Source organism: Runella zeae DSM 19591 (genome assembly GCF_000423565.1).
GTDB lineage: Bacteria > Bacteroidota > Bacteroidia > Cytophagales > Spirosomataceae > Runella > Runella zeae.
In genome coordinates this window covers 1-17,097 of record NZ_AUIF01000072.1, presented here as the reverse complement: position 1 = coordinate 17,097, position 17,097 = coordinate 1, and the positions used below count along the sequence as shown (strand labels likewise).

General features: G+C 45.7%; 10 protein-coding genes. 6 read left to right on the top strand and 4 right to left on the bottom strand.

The genetic code is table 11. The features are described 5' to 3' along the window. From G563_RS38475 to G563_RS0117370, 4 genes are all read left to right on the top strand, one after another. Positions 1-182, top strand: a 182-nt coding sequence (locus G563_RS38475) for a hypothetical protein (protein ID WP_037327288.1), incomplete at its 5' end; no start/stop codon positions are given. A gap of 2 nt (positions 183-184) precedes the next feature. Then, positions 185-2,485, top strand: a complete 2,301-nt coding sequence (locus G563_RS0117380) for a hypothetical protein (protein WP_028666435.1) — start codon at positions 185-187, stop codon at positions 2,483-2,485. Between the two features lie 191 nt (positions 2,486-2,676). Next, on the top strand, positions 2,677-6,660 hold the full coding sequence (locus G563_RS0117375; RefSeq protein WP_028666434.1) for a strawberry notch C-terminal domain-containing protein: 3,984 nt from the start codon (positions 2,677-2,679) through the stop codon (positions 6,658-6,660). A 4-nt stretch (positions 6,661-6,664) separates the two neighbouring features. Beyond that, positions 6,665-8,266 carry a hypothetical protein gene (locus G563_RS0117370; RefSeq protein ID WP_028666433.1) on the top strand — a complete coding sequence of 534 codons (1,602 nt, stop codon included), beginning with the start codon at positions 6,665-6,667 and terminating at the stop codon, positions 8,264-8,266. Between the two features lie 161 nt (positions 8,267-8,427). Here the strand turns inward: G563_RS0117370 and G563_RS0117365 are convergent, their stop codons facing one another. From G563_RS0117365 to G563_RS0117350, 4 genes are all read right to left on the bottom strand, one after another. Then, positions 8,428-11,073 (bottom strand): site-specific DNA-methyltransferase, encoded by a 2,646-nt coding sequence (locus tag G563_RS0117365; protein ID WP_037327285.1) that lies wholly within the window; start codon positions 11,071-11,073, stop codon positions 8,428-8,430. A gap of 111 nt (positions 11,074-11,184) precedes the next feature. Then, a complete protein-coding gene (locus G563_RS0117360; protein ID WP_028666431.1) occupies positions 11,185-11,961 on the bottom strand; it encodes a DUF3800 domain-containing protein in 777 nt (258 codons plus the stop codon). Then, complete coding sequence (locus tag G563_RS0117355) at positions 11,962-15,051, bottom strand: BPTD_3080 family restriction endonuclease (protein ID WP_037327282.1); 3,090 nt, start codon at positions 15,049-15,051, stop codon at positions 11,962-11,964. It lies immediately after the preceding gene. A gap of 221 nt (positions 15,052-15,272) precedes the next feature. After that, a complete protein-coding gene (locus G563_RS0117350; protein ID WP_028666429.1) occupies positions 15,273-15,518 on the bottom strand; it encodes a hypothetical protein in 246 nt (81 codons plus the stop codon). Between the two features lie 187 nt (positions 15,519-15,705). On the opposite strand from G563_RS0117350, the gene G563_RS0117345 reads away from it, so the two are divergent. Continuing rightward, positions 15,706-16,218, top strand: coding sequence for a hypothetical protein (locus tag G563_RS0117345; RefSeq protein WP_028666428.1), 513 nt, complete (start codon positions 15,706-15,708; stop codon positions 16,216-16,218). 47 nt (positions 16,219-16,265) lie between these two features. Further along, positions 16,266-16,994, top strand: coding sequence for a hypothetical protein (locus G563_RS0117340; RefSeq protein ID WP_028666427.1), 729 nt, complete (start codon positions 16,266-16,268; stop codon positions 16,992-16,994). Positions 16,995-17,097: the final 103 nt, after the last annotated feature.

The following is a 17,097-nucleotide window of genomic DNA, read 5'->3' as shown; positions in this document are numbered from 1 at the left end:
CTTGGCTCAGAGAACAAGGCTACAAATGGACAAATAGAGGCTATTGGTACATTACTTACAGCCCTCAGCAATGGCAACTCATCCACGAAAAATTCAGGGAAAATACAGCCCCCGACTTGGCACTTCTGGAGATGGAAGCCCAAGCCCTCGAACTCGAACTTCAATTACTTAATCTATCATAACCATGAAAACAAGACAAATTATCGTTCTTTTATGGGCGTTTTTAACGCTATCAACCACTTCTTTCGGACAAAAAAAGAAGAAAGTCCCCCAAGACACCACTGCCACCCGTGCTTGGGTGCGTAGTTATGTCCAATCAGTTCTTTCCACTCCCGTCCTTCAGCCTGAAACCCCACCTAGCGATAATCGCCCCGATTGTGTGGCAGGGCTAACCCTTGTTTCCGTCGTTCCTGTTGAAAAACAACTGGAAGTCACTTTTCATAGTCTGGACGTTCAGAGGATTGATTATGAAGTTTTCCAAGCCCAAAAGGTTGTTTTTTCGGGTAATACGGGACAGCTAACTTCTCCCGTCTTTCGGATTAATTACAATCCCCCTAAAGGCCAATACGAAGTCAAAATCAAGGCCAAAAACTGCAAAAGTGACCCCAAAACGGGCATAAAGACGATTCAAGTAGCACAAATCGAAAATTCTACCCCTGCCAACGTAGTTCCCGAAAATGTCATCCGAACTACGCCACCCCGTATCATCTATTACAACTACGATGATACGGGAGAGGAGTTGAGCGCCATCAAGCTAAAAGTTGAGAGAAAGCAAGATGGTAAACTCTACCTTAGCGACGACGGCACGATGCCCTTCAGAAGCTACTATGCCATCAACGGTGCTACCACTTCACAACTCATCCAATACCCTGTACGAGCAGGGGAATGGATACACCTTGTCAAGTGGGTGGCCGACATCGACAACATCAACGCCGACGCGTGGCGTACCTCCGTGCAATACGCAGGGTTGAAAAACAAAAAATTCGCCCAAACCTACGAGTGTACTTTTTATGTTGCAGACGGAACTACTACAAAACTAGACTACACCCAACCACTCTGGAAAAACGAAGCCCACCGCGACGGCCTTAACCTTACTTATACCCCTGCCTTCACGCTCAAAAACAAACGTTACGGTTCTGAAACCATCCCAAACGAAAGCGAAACCCAACTCAAAAACCTCTCGTGGGCGACGGGAACCGACCGTTATCAACTCTTATATGCCAATGAGGTCAAAGACCTGACCAACCGCTTAGGCAAAGGTATCACCGACCTGCAAGACCACGAGCTTGACCGCGCCGCCGATATGCTCGCCAGTATGACTTCTTCCGCCTACTTCGCCGTGGATTATGAGCCACACAATCCCCAAGCGGACAATTGGCGTTGGAATTTTGACAGTGGGAACTTTCGTTCGGTCATGCAAAAGCTCTCCCAACGCATCTATGAAAGGCACAAAAAGTATTTTTATTCTTGGATTGGGAAAGGAAACCGCTTTGCCTTTCGAGGCAAACAATTTGAATTAGACGGGTGGGCTAATGACACTTGGGGCAATGACCTTGACACCTATCTTGCGATCCACGAAAACCCCACCGAAATCACCCACGTTGATTTGGCCGCCCCCACGCTTACCCAAGTGGGTTTTGGTTACAGCTCTACCACTATCAACGGCGATGCCGCAAAAGGCAATGAATGGGTATCGCCCAAATTGTGGTATTTAAGGGCATTGGACGTCTTAAACATCCAAACGCTTATTACCCCACCCAACGAAAAATTGCTACTTTTTGTGTGGCCGTTTGAAGACAAACCCGCCGATGCCAACCGCAGCCCCATGACGCGCCTGAAATGGGGACAAGGCTATATCAAACAAGTGGACAATCGGGTACAATACCCCCACAACTTGGTCAGGGATGCCATTTTCACCTACCTCTGCAACCCCAAACACAGCTATACCCAATATTGGCTATTTGGCAATAGCTACGACCCTTACGACCTACTTTATTGGTCAAAAATCAACGGCCAACTCTCGTGCCACTCCCAAAATGCAGGTGGGTTTTTTGTATCCGAATATACTGGCCCCGATACTCCCCCTTGCCCTACTAGCGGCAAAGGCTACATCGGCAAAGACGCCCTCAGCGTTTCGGCCATGATACAAGCCCATGAGTTGTTTGCCAAGGGGATTCAGGACGTCTGTGACGGGACACAGGTGAGGGATTCCTTTGAGTTTGTGCAGTACGTGCGCCAAAATTCAGGCGTGACCGAAACCCAAACCCCTATCCACCAAAACGACACGGGCGAATTTGCCCGCGCTTACAAGTATGGTCAACCGTGGGTGCAACTCTGGAAAAATCCCAAGTCGGGCAAGCGCGTATTGCTGTATCAAGACCTCTACGCGGGGGCTTTTGAAGAAGGTAAATTCACCGTCATCGTTGCCGGTCGAAGCATCACCCGAACTACCCAAGGCAACAATCTTTATTATGAAATATTTTGATAGCAAAATCATGCCCGTAGATCTTCCCAGGTTTCACGGTCGACGCGCATTTTGATAGCAAAATCATGCCCGTAGATCTTCCCAGGTTTCATGGTCGACGCGCATTTTGATAGCAAATTTTCGAGCTGCGGCGCTGATGAATTCCGGAGCCGCACAAAATCGACCTCTATTTTGATAGCAAATCCTACCTAATGAAAAAAACAACCAACACCACCAAAACTACCGCTAAAAAACGCCAGAAAAACAATGCGTTGGGCGCGGTTTACTTTCCAGTCGCCAAGACTCGTTCGATGAAGGTCGAAACCCCCGATAGCATGGCCGCCGAAATGGCAATGGCTCACGCCGAACTGAGCGCTTATCTGCAAGCCAATTTTGGTGACATGAGCGTCGAAGAGTACGTTCGTCGTAAGCTCGCTTATCCCACCATGCAGGCGCTTGAAAATGCCCTCTTCGCCGAGCAAATCGACGGCGTAGCCCTCGCTATCTACAACATCGAGGCCAAAAAACAAGGCATTGTCATCGGCGACCAAACGGGCATTGGCAAAGGAAGACAGGCCGCCGCCATCATCCGTTACGCCCTTTTACGGGGCAAAACACCCATTTTTTTCACCGAAAAGCCTAACCTTTTTTCCGACATTTACCGTGACCTCATCGGTATCGGCAGCGAAGACGGTACGCAAATCAAAAAACGGCGTAACCAAGCGGCGGAAAAAGAATGGGACGAACTCACCGAAGAGGAGCAAGACAACTACGGTAGTCAAGAAAACTACGAAAACTATCTCAAGCAAAAAGGCGTTCGGAAGGTGTCTACCTTTTCGGAAAACAAAGCCTATGACCTCAAAAAAGGCACCCACGTCGTGCCTTTCATCGTCAACTCAAAGGAGCTAAAAAGTAGCATCAAGGATGCCAACGGTAATATCCTCTACGAAGCCCCCGACAAAGCCGAGCAGGATGCCATTTTCGCTGCGGGTCGTTTGCCAAGCCCCTACCGTCTCATCATGCTTACTTACTCCCAAATTGCCACGGGTAATAAGGTCAAATACGAAGCAGGGGTGAAAGTGGTGGAAAAGGGTAAAAAGGCGCAGTTTATCGCCAACATGGCCGAGGATAATATCATCATCATGGACGAAGCGCACAATGCTTCGGGCGGTGATTCTAGCACGGGTATCATTGCTAGAGAGATGCTTCAAGCCTCCGAAGGTGCGGTTTTTCTTTCGGGAACTTTCGCCAAACGTCCCGAAAACATGGCCTTGTACGCCCAAAAAACGGCCATCGGCGACGTCAACTCCACCGCTGAAGGACTCGCAGAAGCCATTACCGTAGGCGGGGTGGCTATGCAAGAATGGGTATCGTCTATTTTGGTCAAAGAGGGGCAAATGATTCGCCGTGAACGCGGCCTCGAAAGTACGGGCGCCGTGGTCAATTGGATTACCTTGGATGAATCGGCGCAGGTGTGGGGATTGCCCAACCTGAAAGACCAACACCGCCAAACCGTTGACCGCATTACGAGCGTGATTCGCCAAATCATTGCTTTTCAAAGCATTCACGTGGGTTCGTCGCTGAAAATGCTGAACCAAATCCTGAAAAACCAAATGGGAGAAGCCAACCTCAACCAAGGCACCAAAGCCGCTGGGGTGGACAATGTACCCTACTTCTCGAAGGTGTTCAACGTCATCAATCAACTCCTTTTTTCGACCAAGGCCGAAGCCGTGGCCCTGCAAGCCCTCAAACGCTTGCAGGAAGGCAAAAAGGTCGTCATTGCCTTTTCCAGTACGATGGGTAGTTTCATCGACGAACTCACCGAAGGGGGCATCGAAGACCGTAACGGCGGAACCCGCATCAAACTAGACTTTGCCTTGGTGCTTGAAAAAGCCCTCCGCAGTGTCTTGAAAATTCAGGTTTCAAGTGGTTGGGGAAAAACCGAGTATCGGCAGTTACAGGTAGAGGAATTGTCCGTGCAAGGGCAAAAAGATTACCAAAGGATACTGGAGGTGGTTCGTCAAACCACCACCGATATTTTGGTATCTCCCATCGACGTTATCAAGGAGATGATAGCGGCCAAAGGTTACGAGGTCGCCGAGGTCACGGGGCGAAACAAAGAAGTCAAATTCGACAAATCCCCCACGCTTGGCAGGGTCATGCCCAAAGCGGGGGTCGTGGTGCCACGCGCCAAGGAGGATGCGGCAGGGGCGTTTCGACGGTTCCAAAACAACGAAGTGGATGTACTGCTCATCAATCAATCGGGGGCGACGGGGGCATCAGCTCACGCGATTCCCACCGAGCGGGTTCCTGCCTCCAAGGTCAAACAACGGGTGATGATTATTGCCCAAGCCGAACTTGACGTCAATATTGAAGTGCAGAAGTGGGGGCGTATCAACCGTACGGGCCAAATCTTACCGCCTATCTACGATTACATCGTATCGGCCATTCCTGCCGAGCAGCGGCCTACCATGATGCTTCAAAACAAACTTCGTTCGCTCTTTGCCAACACCACCAGTAGCCAAAAGTCGTCGAAAGATATTTTGCAGTCCAACGACTTCCTCAACAAAATTGGTGACCGGGTCGTCAAAGAGTACGTGGAGGTCGAGCGGGAAGAAAACGGCAAAGAGAGTATCTACAGCCTCTGTGACCTCAAAAAGTGGATGGGTCACGGTGACAACAAGGAGCTAACCGAAGAACTGGCCAAAAAAGTAGCAGGACGCGTCGCCATTATCCCCACCGCTCGTCAGCAGATTTTCTACGAAGAAGTAGCCGAAGCCTACAAAAAAGAAGTCGAAAGGCTCGTCAATGCGGGAGAATACGACCTTGAAGTAGAAGTACTTGACCTGAAAGCCCGATTGATACAGGAAGACCTCCTCGTCGCAGGAAAACCCACGGGCACTTCGGAGTTTGCCAAGCGATCCATGTTGGGCCTATATGAGGTCAACAACCTCCACAAACCTTACACCCACGCCAAGCTGCAACAGCTCATTGAGGAGGCCACCAATGGAAAAGAAGTAAGGATTCACACCAAAGAAATGTTCCATGAAGCCTCTTCGTTTCTCACCCAACGACGGGATGAAAAAATCGCAAAAATCAGCAAGGATTTTGAGGCCGAAATGCAAGGGCTACGCGCCCAATTGGCGAAGGCAAAAGAAGAAAAAGCCGAAGTCATTCGCGCTCGAATGGCCGAAGCAGAAAAAGAGTACACCGACCAAATCACGCTCGTAACTACCAAAGAAGACGCCACCATTGACCTTGTCGAAGAAGTCATTAAGAACTTCTACGCAGGCCGAAAAATCGTCAGTAACTTGGAGCGGTTGGTATGTTTAGGGGTCAAAATCAACCAAAAAGCCAAAAACCCCTACAGTCTAGGCAAAATCTACGTTGATTTTGCGGTCGCTAGTTCGGTGCGGAGGATAAGTTTTAACTTGGCCAAGTCAGGTTATAGCAACCTTGTGCAACTCCTGAAAGCCGCCCAGGAAACCTATCATTACAATACCCCCTTACAACGGTTTTGGGAGGAGGGTGTCAAAGAACTCAACAGCGACCGCATCCGCGTCTACATCATCACGGGCAACCTACTGCAAGCCATTGCCCAAGATCAGTTCAGAAATACGCGTATTGTCGATTTTACAATGCAAGACGGCAGCACCCGTAAGGGCTTGCTCGTGCCTTATTCGGTGTTGTCGCCGCCTGTTCAGGGTAGCACTTCCAAAATCAACAAGATTGTCCCCTTTTCGCAGTGCGCTGACGTGATTAGAAATATGCCGAGTGGTCGCATGATTGGCAGTGACAAGCTGAGCGTCATGTCGCGAAATGGCTATATCGTATTTGTGCCTGCTTCCAAAGTGAAAGGCGGCGACCTCTACACCGATAAGGGGCTACTCGAAATGTTAGAAAACGAAAACTTCACCAAGTACGGTGAGAAGATGAAGGCCGTTATCAAGCCTGATCAGCTAGACGCTTTTTGTGAGTATGCGTCCGAAAAATTTGGGTTGTCGTGTATCCTCAACGATGAGATGCTTTCTTACCTCAAGCCCGTCAAGGCCGCATCGTACCAAAAGGAAGTGCTGAGGAAATATGAGCCATTTCCTCAGATGCCTCTCCCTGCTAAGTCCCCTTCAAATGACCTAGATCTGATGGAAATGGAAGCCATTGCCCTCGAACTTGAACTCGAACTTTTAGCTTTTTAAGCCCATGAAAAACAAACAATTGCCCCTCACTTTGGGCAAGTTAGAAGTCAATGTAACGGCTCCTAACACGCCGCCCGACCAAGAAATGCTGAAAATTTTCAAGCCTTTTACCAAGCCCAAACACCCTAATTTTCAGGGTATTCATTTTGATGCGCATGGCATTACGGCGACCAATGGGCATTTCTTGATGCACCTTCAGACCCAAACCCCTACCCATGGGGTGTTTCTGCCATCGGGCGAAGTAGCCGATGGTCGATTCCCTCATTACAAAGAGCTGCTAGACCAACTCGAAACCGACCACCACAAGGCGTTGGAAGTGACCCTAAAAAAGCTCTTAGAAGAACTCAACCATACCAACCTGAGTAACACTTACAAAGGTGAGGTGGGGACGGCCATTTGCCTCGTTGCTTACGCTCAAAACCTCGTTTTCTATGACGTAGATTACCTCAAAAGGATTGTCAAACTTTTGTCTGACGATGGCGTACAGCAGGCCACCTTCAAATTCAACAAGGCCGACCTTATCAAGTCCCAACCCCTGCTCATTGAGTCTGTTTTCAGGAGCCAAAAAGCCATTTTTGTCCTCATGCCCGTGGCGGTTTACGAAACCGACGAAAGCATTTGGAGGCGACAAAAGAACATCCTCTACAGCCTCGAAAAAAACGCCAAATATTCAGACCAACCCACCCAAAAGAGTTTCCCCCAAACCAATAAAACCATCACATCCATGACGAACAATGCAAAATGGCTACAAGCCAACATCGCCCCCAAAACGCGGGAGGATATGCCCCACGAGACCTTACAAAAGTCGTATGATACCTTCCAAAAATTCACCCAAAATTGGACGGATTATTCGGTTTTTGAACGCAGCGAAAACATCGAACGTACCTTGGGCGTATTCCGCGAAAAATACACCGAGGCCATAAGCAAAATGCCGCCCCAAACACCTACCACCAAGGCAGCTCCCAAGCCAACAATGGAGAAACCCAAAGCGGACAAAAAGCCCAAAGCAGCTACCCCCAAAGCCAAAGATTGTAAATGTGAAGAACAAAAGCCTAAGGCGGAAGCCAAACCCAAAACCCCGAAAAAAGCCTCCTCTAAAGTACAGAAGCCCAAGGCCGACAAAAAGCCTTCTAATTCCGAAAAACAGGAAGAAAAAGCCCAAAACGAGCTAAAAAGATTGAAAAGCGAAAATGCGCAGTATGAGAAAAAAATCTTGTTTGACTCAGATTTTCTTAGTTCGCTTATCACTCAAATCAACAAGCATGAGCAAAAAGCCAAAGGATTGGGGGCATTGCCCACCAAACTTGCCGAAGAACTCAAACGCGAACGTACCCTTAATACGCTGTACAAAAGAGTGGATAAGCGAAATGTAAAAGGGTTTCAAAGTCTGGAAAAACGCCTCAAAAAGTCCAACGAACTTACGCCCAAGCTCGAACAGCAGTTTTATGCCTTGTACAGTACGCTTGGTGGCCTTAAACAAGCAACCGTGGCCAAACGTCAAGTAAGAAAAACCAAAACCAATAAGCGCAAAAAGACTACCGCTACCAAGAAATCAACCTCAAAATCCGTCCAAAAGCAGGGTTTTTGGGAGAGAATTTTTGGATAAGTTTTTTAGTTATCATTTTATTAGTTTGGATACCCTAGTGCCTGTTGGTGCTAGGGTATTTTGTTAGATTTTCGTAAATGTTAGTGCATGATTTAAAACTCGAAGCTCATATAGAGATTTTTTTTGATAGGCCAAATAGTAATCCACACTTCAAATTGATTTTATTTTAATATAAATACCTTCGTACTTTCCTCCCCAAAGTGACTCACCACCCGGACCGCAATTTTCTTACCTTTTTGGGCTTCGATGGAGTGGGATTTATAGCCGTAAAGCCGCTCAAAGGCTTCTTCATCAATCTCAATTTTAAGGGTTCTTTCCACATTCTTTCTGGTGGTTTGCTTAGTAAGATCCGAAAGCCCTTTTTTCCATTTGGCAAACTCGTCTTTGTCACCACCACAAAAAAACACTTGCTTTACAATAAAGCTTGAACCGTCGTAGTCATCATCCACCATCCAGTAAGCAATGTCGGCTACGCTACGGGCTTTTACTTCGTCTTTCAGGGGGTCATAAATATCCATGCCTCGTACCTCTACCACTACGTTATTACCTTCGGGCAGTAGGGCGATGTCTGGCTCGCCAATGGTGATAAACGACCCTGCTTTTTTGTCTTTCTTGGTGAGTCCTTCCTGCAACAAATCGTCGTGCATACGCACTTTCGAGACCTGAAAACCACCGTAACTACTGCTCACATTCTTATTTTCGAGGTCGCTCTCAAAAGCAAATCCCATTAGAATGAGCCAATCGGCATCGCCCATATTACGGCATTCTTTCACGGCTCCGTTGTAGGCTTGCTTGCTCACGGCTCCGTATTTGGGACCGATGTGAATGTAGGCTTTGCTTTCGCCACGCTCCGTTTGGTAAAAACCCTCAGCGTGTAGGTAGCCGCCTGCCATACGCTCTACCCGCACAAAAACGGCTTTTTCGTTTTTGTCGCCATTGATAACTCCTGCCGATTTGAGATGCTCAAATATCTTGCGTTCAAAGTTTTCTTCGCTTTCTTGCGAACTTTCGGCGGGTTGGTCTAAGGCTTCGGGCGGGGTGGGTTCGTAGCTTTGCAGTGTCTCCACCGTGAACGCTCCCGACACCCGTAGTTTACGCTTGTCTTCAAAAGGTCGGTCATAAAGCGTTTCGGTGTCGGCGGGTTCGTCGTTGGCGAGGCTTTTGAGCGTAATGTGCGGCACTTCTTCATACACAAAGCCCTGCCGCACATCGGCTACGCACTCGGCAGCGGGTTTGGGTGTGATTTTCTTGATAATTTTCCCCTGTGCTTCGGTGCGTTCTACCGTCACGTCTGAGTACAGATGATAGTACGGAAAAGTGGCCGTCATCAGGCGGATTTTGGCGATGTTGAGGGCAATGCGGCTGGTATCTATCGTTATCCACCGCCTGCCCCACTGCTCGGCTACGGCTGCCGTAGTGCCACTGCCGCAGGTAGGGTCAAGCACCAAATCCCCCGGGTCTGTCGTCATTAAGATGCAACGTTCTATGACTTTGATATTAGTTTGGACTACGTAATCTTTATCTTCTGTAAAACCACCAGTACCAGTGTCTGTCCACATATCTGTTAGTTGCCTTAGCCTATAATTCTCGAAATAACGTATTAGAGCTAAAGTATTTCCTGTTTTAACCACTAAATTCTTCTCAGCTAATTTTTGCATACCTATTACTGAATGTGTCCAGTGGCGATTTTTTGGCTCAAATATTTGTCCTTCAAATTCAAATTTTTCATCCTGTGATGATTTGCCTTGTGAAGTAGCATCTCCTAATCTATAAATTTTAGCATCTCGGGGAATGAGTAAAGGGTTTTGCCTTTCTTCATTTGTCATAGCCCGTCGCTCTTTGTTTTTCAATTCAATATACTTGAAGTTGGGGTCATTTTTTGGTGTGTCATTTTCTAAAAATAGCTTTCTATACTTAATATTTTCTTTTTGCTTCGCATACCATATCAAGTAATCGCCTGCTCTACTCAATGTTGATGAAGTGAATCCAGAAGAGGTTGCAAAGTTTATCAAACTCACAAAATTCTCACTACCAAACACTTCGTCCATAATGTTTCGGACGAGGTGTACGTTCTCGTCCGAGATTTGCACAAAGCAAGAACCACTTTCGGTGAGTAACTCGCTGGCGATGAGCAGTCTGTCTCGCAGGTAACTTAGGTACGAATGTATGCCGTACTCCCACGTATCACGGAAGGCTTTTATCTGTTCGGGGTCGTTGGTGATGTGGTCGTCCGAGCCATCTTTTACGTCTCGGTTGTTGAGTTTGTTTTGCCAGTTCGAGCCGTATTTAATGCCGTAGGGTGGGTCTATGTAGATGGTCTGCACTTTGGCGGCCATGCCTTCGCGTTCGAGTAGTGAGGTCATTACCCGCAGACTATCGCCCTGTATGAGGCGGTTTGTCCAGCCATCTTGGTGTTTGTAATACTCCGATACCTTGTCGAGTTCGTCCATGTTGGGGTCGTTGCCGAAGGTTTCAAACAACAGGCTCATTTGCGGGCTGCGTACTTCTTGGTTGCGGTAAAGCCGCTGCATGATGGTTTCGGGCGAGACATGTTCATAGCGGTACAGCGAGCGAATGTCTATTTTGAGCAGTTCTTCTCGGTCGTCGTTGCCGTTTTTGTTGAGCCAAAACAATTGCGGGTCGGTGGCACGGTCAATAATCGGGTTCTTAGGGATTTCTTTCACCTGTTTTTGATTCACCAAGGGGTTGGCGGTTTCGGTACCAGCTTCTTCTTTGGATGGTATATGAGTACGTTTTGCCTCGTGGTGTTGGTAAGCATCAACGGTTTTATTGTCTTTTTTTGCCATTTTCTTTACAATTCTTTTTGGTTAGTAATACATTTTTGTATTACTTTTGTCCCAATCCAGTTATCTGGAGGTGGAGGGTCAGATGCCCTTGCCCCGCTTGTCGGTTTTTTTTTATGGCAACAGTTTTAGTCCATAGCCATTGATTCGGTTGCCATTTTTGTAAAACTTCCCTTTGATAATCTCGATAATTTGTTCATTAAACGTTTCTCTGTCATCGTTGAGTAAATTATAATATTTCAGAGCGTAGCGTCGGGCAGGAAACGCCAGTAAGTCGGCGAGTTGTAAACCACTGATATTTGCTGTTTTGGGTTTTATTTTCAGCTCTTTACTCGTAAGTGTATCATCAATGTCTTCGGGGGCGATGTAGTCGGTACCTTTCTCAAAAATGGTACGATACGACTCTTTGAGGCGTATGTCTTCCTTACCACCCCTTGATTCGAACATCATGTCACCGGATTGTTCCAATTCTTTGAGCCTGAGATGAAAGCGTTCAAACATTACCGTCATGCAGTAATGGTAAGGGTCGTATCGCCACACCTCATATCGCTTTTTGTGTTCCTGTTTGTCAATCAGTACGGTGATGATTCGATACTGCCAATGTTTGAGGCAGTATAAAAACGCTTCGTTGAAGGCTTTTTCAGTCTCAGGATTTCTTAATGCCTGAAATGGATATTTTTTGTTCATCAACTCTTTCCGATGAAATACGATGGGGTCGTCGGGATGATGATTCGGAAAATATTTTTGTTTGAGGGCTTCCATTTCGGGCGTAAAAGTCTGTCGTACGTACTCTAAGACAATACCAGTAAGGCACAGAAAACGGTGATCGGGTTGATCAGAGCTTCCTAAATCGTTGTTGCCTACTTCGTCAATGTAAATTCTGTATTTCACTCAGGCGATGTTTTTAAGTTTTTCTAATACCTCAAATTTAATGTTTTTGATGTTGTCTTTGCCCAAACCAATTTCTACAAAGTGCCATTCGTCATAACTATATTTTTCACGCACGGAATTAACGGCAGGCAGCCAACGGTTTTCGAGGTAAAATTTCTTATCGTCTTTGTCTTGGCTCATACCTGAAATCTCGACGATGAGATTTATCACTCTGCCTGATGGTGTTTGGGCTTTGAGTATAAAATCGGGTTCGTAGTGGTGGGTTTCGTTACTTCCTTTTTTCAGGTAGGGTACTTTGAAGCCCAAAAACGCATTTTTGGCGTATGCCTGTACCTCGTCCATTTCATCGAACGATTTAGCAGCTAGTTGTTCCCAACTTTCGGTATCGGCTACTACAAAATTTATAGCACTCTTGCGGGTGGCATACACCTCACGAGTCGAAAAGGCGTTCACGTTATTAGTATCGCCTATTTTGTTATAGTGGTTGAAAACGGGCAAAATATTCTCATTGTCTCGCCGACTGAGTTCGATGGCACGGTAGATGTGTTCACAAACTTTTTGAGCGTTGTCATAAAGAATAATTTTTTTGTATTCAGGATTTGTATGTCCTACCAGTCTGACTTTGGTGGCATACCATTGAGCCACAATATTTTTGAGTTGGTTAAACTTCTCGAAATAGGGGCGGTTATCATCATCCGAATATTTGAGTTTGATGAGTTCTTTCGTAAAGTGGTAGACCACCTCCTGCTCCCGTACTCCTTCGATAGAAACCTCAATTTTTTGAGTTTCGGACGAAAAAGCTGTTCCCATTTGGGTCTCTAAGGAGATTTTTGTAGCATCAATTTGGTATTCTTCTAGTCTTTCGAAATCGGCAGTAATGTCGTCTTTTTGGGTTTCGATACGGTAGCCTATCACATTAGGGAACTGAATTTCATATTGTTTAGCTCGTTCGGCTACGGTATGAACATGTTTGGGCTTTATGGGTTTTGGCAGTGGCTGGCTTTTGCCTGCCTTAAACATCGCAAACGGCACACCGATAATGTGGGCGTATTCAGGTGGAAACTTATAAACTACATTTTCAGGTTTATAGCGGTAAATATCCTTATTATCAATGGGTCTCCCTTTCAAATCATAGGCTTGCAATAAGTAATTTTTACGACGTAAAGCCCTGCCTGCTACTTGCTCGCATAATAACTGTGACCCAAAAGCCCGAATCCCGACAATGTGGGTAACGGTGTTAGCATCCCAACCTTCGGTAAGCATTGAAACTGAAACCACACAACGAATATGCTGCCCTAAAGTAGCAGGTCGGCCAACTGTATTGACAACCTCCCGAAGTATAGTCGCATCAGTGATGTCTTCTATCGATTTTTCAGGGTGAGTATTACGATACTCTTGCTTGAAACGCGCGATTTCGGGGGCAAAAATTCGCTTAAAATCCTCATTAATTTGGTTAGAATTTTCTAAGGCATCGCTGTCAATCAGCAAAGTAGGTGGTTTGCGCTTGGGAGCTTTAGTTAGCTCGTCAAAATTGCTAAACAATTCATATTTACCCGTTACGATATCCGTTACTTCGCTCTGCTCATTTAATATTTCATAGCCAGCCAAATATTTATAGACTTCCTTTGATACAGCCGTATTATTGCAAACCACGATGAAAACTGGCGGAATGCCGTATAAATCGCTGACGCTTTCGTAGTCTTTTTTGTAATGGGCAAAAAACTGTTCGAGTGCCAAACGCAATTGTGTGGGTAAGTTAGGCCTTTGTTCGTCGGTTTTACTAGTAGCGGGTTTCCGTTTTTTTGGCAAAAACTCTCTGATATGCTTGTACAAATCCCGAAGCACGGGCATTGTGAGGCCGTGGGTATTATCATTTTCGGGAATAAACGGAATCTTGACTAGACCCGATTCGATGGCTTCTGTCAGTCCAAAGTCGGTAACGGTCCATTGAAAAAGCGAGTACGGAGCATAACCTGAGCCATTCAAAAAGTAGGGAGTAGCACTCAAATCATAGACATTGCTGACTTTAAAGCGTCTGGCAATTTCGACCAAACCCCGATACCACACAGCAGCCCGTTGATTTTCTTCTTCCGAATCTTCTTCTTCGGTTTTAGAGCCTTTGGCCAAAGGCAAGTAGCAATGATGGGCTTCATCGTTAAGAATCAATAAACGACCACCTATTTTAAACTTACCAACTGTACGTTTTAAGGTTTGCCCAACATTTTCTTTTGCTTCTACTTTTTTACCATCTTCTCCAAGCTTGCCATCAAAAGGACTACGCTTATTCCCTTGTAGGTTTCGTGCTTCAAAATTATGATAATTAGTAATACTTAGTTTAGCATTAAGCTCACTTATTATATCTTCATACTTAGGTGGTACTAATCCGCGTTGAGTGTAATAATCAGTGGCTGTTCGGCTATTCTTAGCAATGGTATCTACATAAAGAACATTCAAGCGCTCTTTGATAGTTACTCCTGGGGTTACCACCAAAAAATAGTCAGCAAAACGAGTATCATTTCTATATTCACGACGATTGAGAAAATGATACAAAATTAATGCAGCCATCACCACCGTTTTCCCCGTCCCCGTAGCCATTTTGAAAGCCGTGCGAGGTAAGTTAAGAGTGGCATCCTGGCTTACTTGTCGAGCTTCGTTGAGTCTTGTAATAATGCTTGACCCTACATTCGATTTGGCAGCTATCTCATTGAGCCATATTGCCGTTTCGATTGCTTCACGTTGGGCAAAAAATAGCTGCTTTGTAACTAATCGTTCTGAATTATTAAACCAAAAATTCAATAATTCTTTACTAACTCGAGTGCTATCTTTATATCCATTTTCACGCCAAATACTAACTTCCGCTCTCAAAAGATTAATGATATGTGTATGATAACTCTCAGCAAAAGCCTCTGTACCGAATAAAAAGCCTTGACGGCTTTGCTTAGTTGGCATTGCCTGTAACTGAGGGTCAAATGGCCTTCGCCCCTCTATAATTTTCGCATAGCTTAGATTACCCTCAAGGTCAGTTTGATAGTATTTGTTAGGTGGAGAATAGGGATTATTAAGTATAGGATTTAGGTCAATAGTATCCATTTTACAACTGAAACAATGTGAAGCGCGAAATTGGCAATGGTATTTGATGAATCAAATGTTTTGTCTAGTTTATTTTCACGAAATGCTTCAATTCTTTTTTTTTAGTAACTCAGAAAATACTTTAGTACCTTCCTTACAAGAGCAAAATTCTTAGAATAAGCTTTTGATTAGTTACTTGGATACCCTCGTGCTAGGGTATTTTTTTGGTATCCATAATCCGATCACTTCCCTAACAACCACCAAAGCCATTTGGGGTTTTGGTTCTTAAAGTAGTGTGTTAGTTTTACATCCTTGTAGGAATGCAAATAGTGAAAGGCAACAATATCCGAGTTTTTGATTTTTAAGGGAATCCCCTTACGGCTTATAAAAAAAGTGTATTTCTTTTCTACCATTATTTGGTCTTCATCGGCATAAAGCAGTAAATACTTATACCCCTTTGTGCGGGCAAATTCTTCTATTTTACTCATTGGGCTGGATGGTTTTAACCTTAGACGCAATCGCCCATTTTCAAGTCACCCACCCTCTACGTTGGATTAGGCCTATGAGCGTCGTAATCTTCCTTTCACCGTCGCATTTCCTAACCTTAGTTTTTTTCTCCTCTTAACTTTCGTTCCATCATTTTTTTGCCAAAAACCAACGCAAAATCAAACAACAATGAAACACCTCACTTTTGATGGAAAATCAACCATCCCCCAAGCCAAAAAGGTAATTCAGCTAACCCTTACCAATACCACCGACAAGGTTGAGAAGAAAATCTTAGTTCCCTCTCCCGCTAGACTCAGGCACATCAACTACAACAACTCCATTCTCAAACAAGGAGATAATTGTGTAGTGGAAGGGGAATTAACCCTTGAATACCTCCAAAATTTCGCCAAAGCCTGTCCTATTGAGCTTTGTAGTGTTACCGTTTCTCCCATCCAATCTTCCAACTTCATTGAACAGCTTTCCAACTCCGTCGCTATCAAAACCCCCACCTTAGGAGACGACATCGTGGAAAACCTTCAAGCTGATTCAGCAAGCCAAGTAGGTACCGCCAATTTCCTCCTTCACAACATTTTCTTAGGCGACGTAGCGGAGGTAGAGATTACCATTTTACCTCAATCAAGTATCAAAGTGACCCTTGAATTAGGTCCTTACATGAGCCGTAGGCTAGTGCCTTCTAAGTAAGACCCAACAAGACCTGTTAACAGCTTCAAAAACAACTTTTTTCACTCATGGCAATTACAAAACTCGAAAAAAACAAAGTCTACGCCGATGGTGTCGAGCTAGGCTACGTAGGGACGGCTAATCCCAAGAAAATCCGTGCGCGGTTTTTCCCGCAAACTATCACCACTACCAACCACCAAACCAACGTCACCCAAAAGCAAAACTTAGCCTCCCCTATTATCCTTGCACAGGTGTTGGACGGCACAGGTGGGCCTTGGACAGACCGCTCTGTGTGGGCGCCGCACCCGCGCGAATGGTTTGCAACTGAAAAAGTAGAAGGGGGTGTCGTATATTCACCTGCGCACACCGCAGAGGAAATCCAGTATTTCGCCAACAATGCCAAATTCCTCGAAATTGGCTTCAAATCGGCTGATGGTACCGCCAACCAAGACCCTCGCCACTTTGGGAACGCAACCACCAAAAAAGAAGGGGAGGATGCTGTTTCTGGTTTTTACTTCATCATCAATGATTCGGGCGTTGCTATTCGTTGCGACAAAGACGGTAAACTCCTTAATCCTGACGGAACTTATGTCAATGATGCCGACGATCCGGCGAAGAAAAACGCCACAGGAGGTGCTACCCTTGCCGCTGACGGAGATGCTACCTCCGAAACCCTCGTACAAAAAATCAAAACCAACGCCAAAACTATCCTCCTTTGGGTAGGTGGGGTATTGGTAGTGGTCGTCGTCGGAAGTTGGCTCTACAAAGCACTTACCAAGAAGAAAAAGAAGAAGTAATTTCATTTCACCCCAAACCCTAAAAAGCCCGTGTGTCCGATAATGCGGCTCACGGGCTTTTTTTCTAAAACAGCTATGAAATCCAAAACCACTTTCGCTTCCT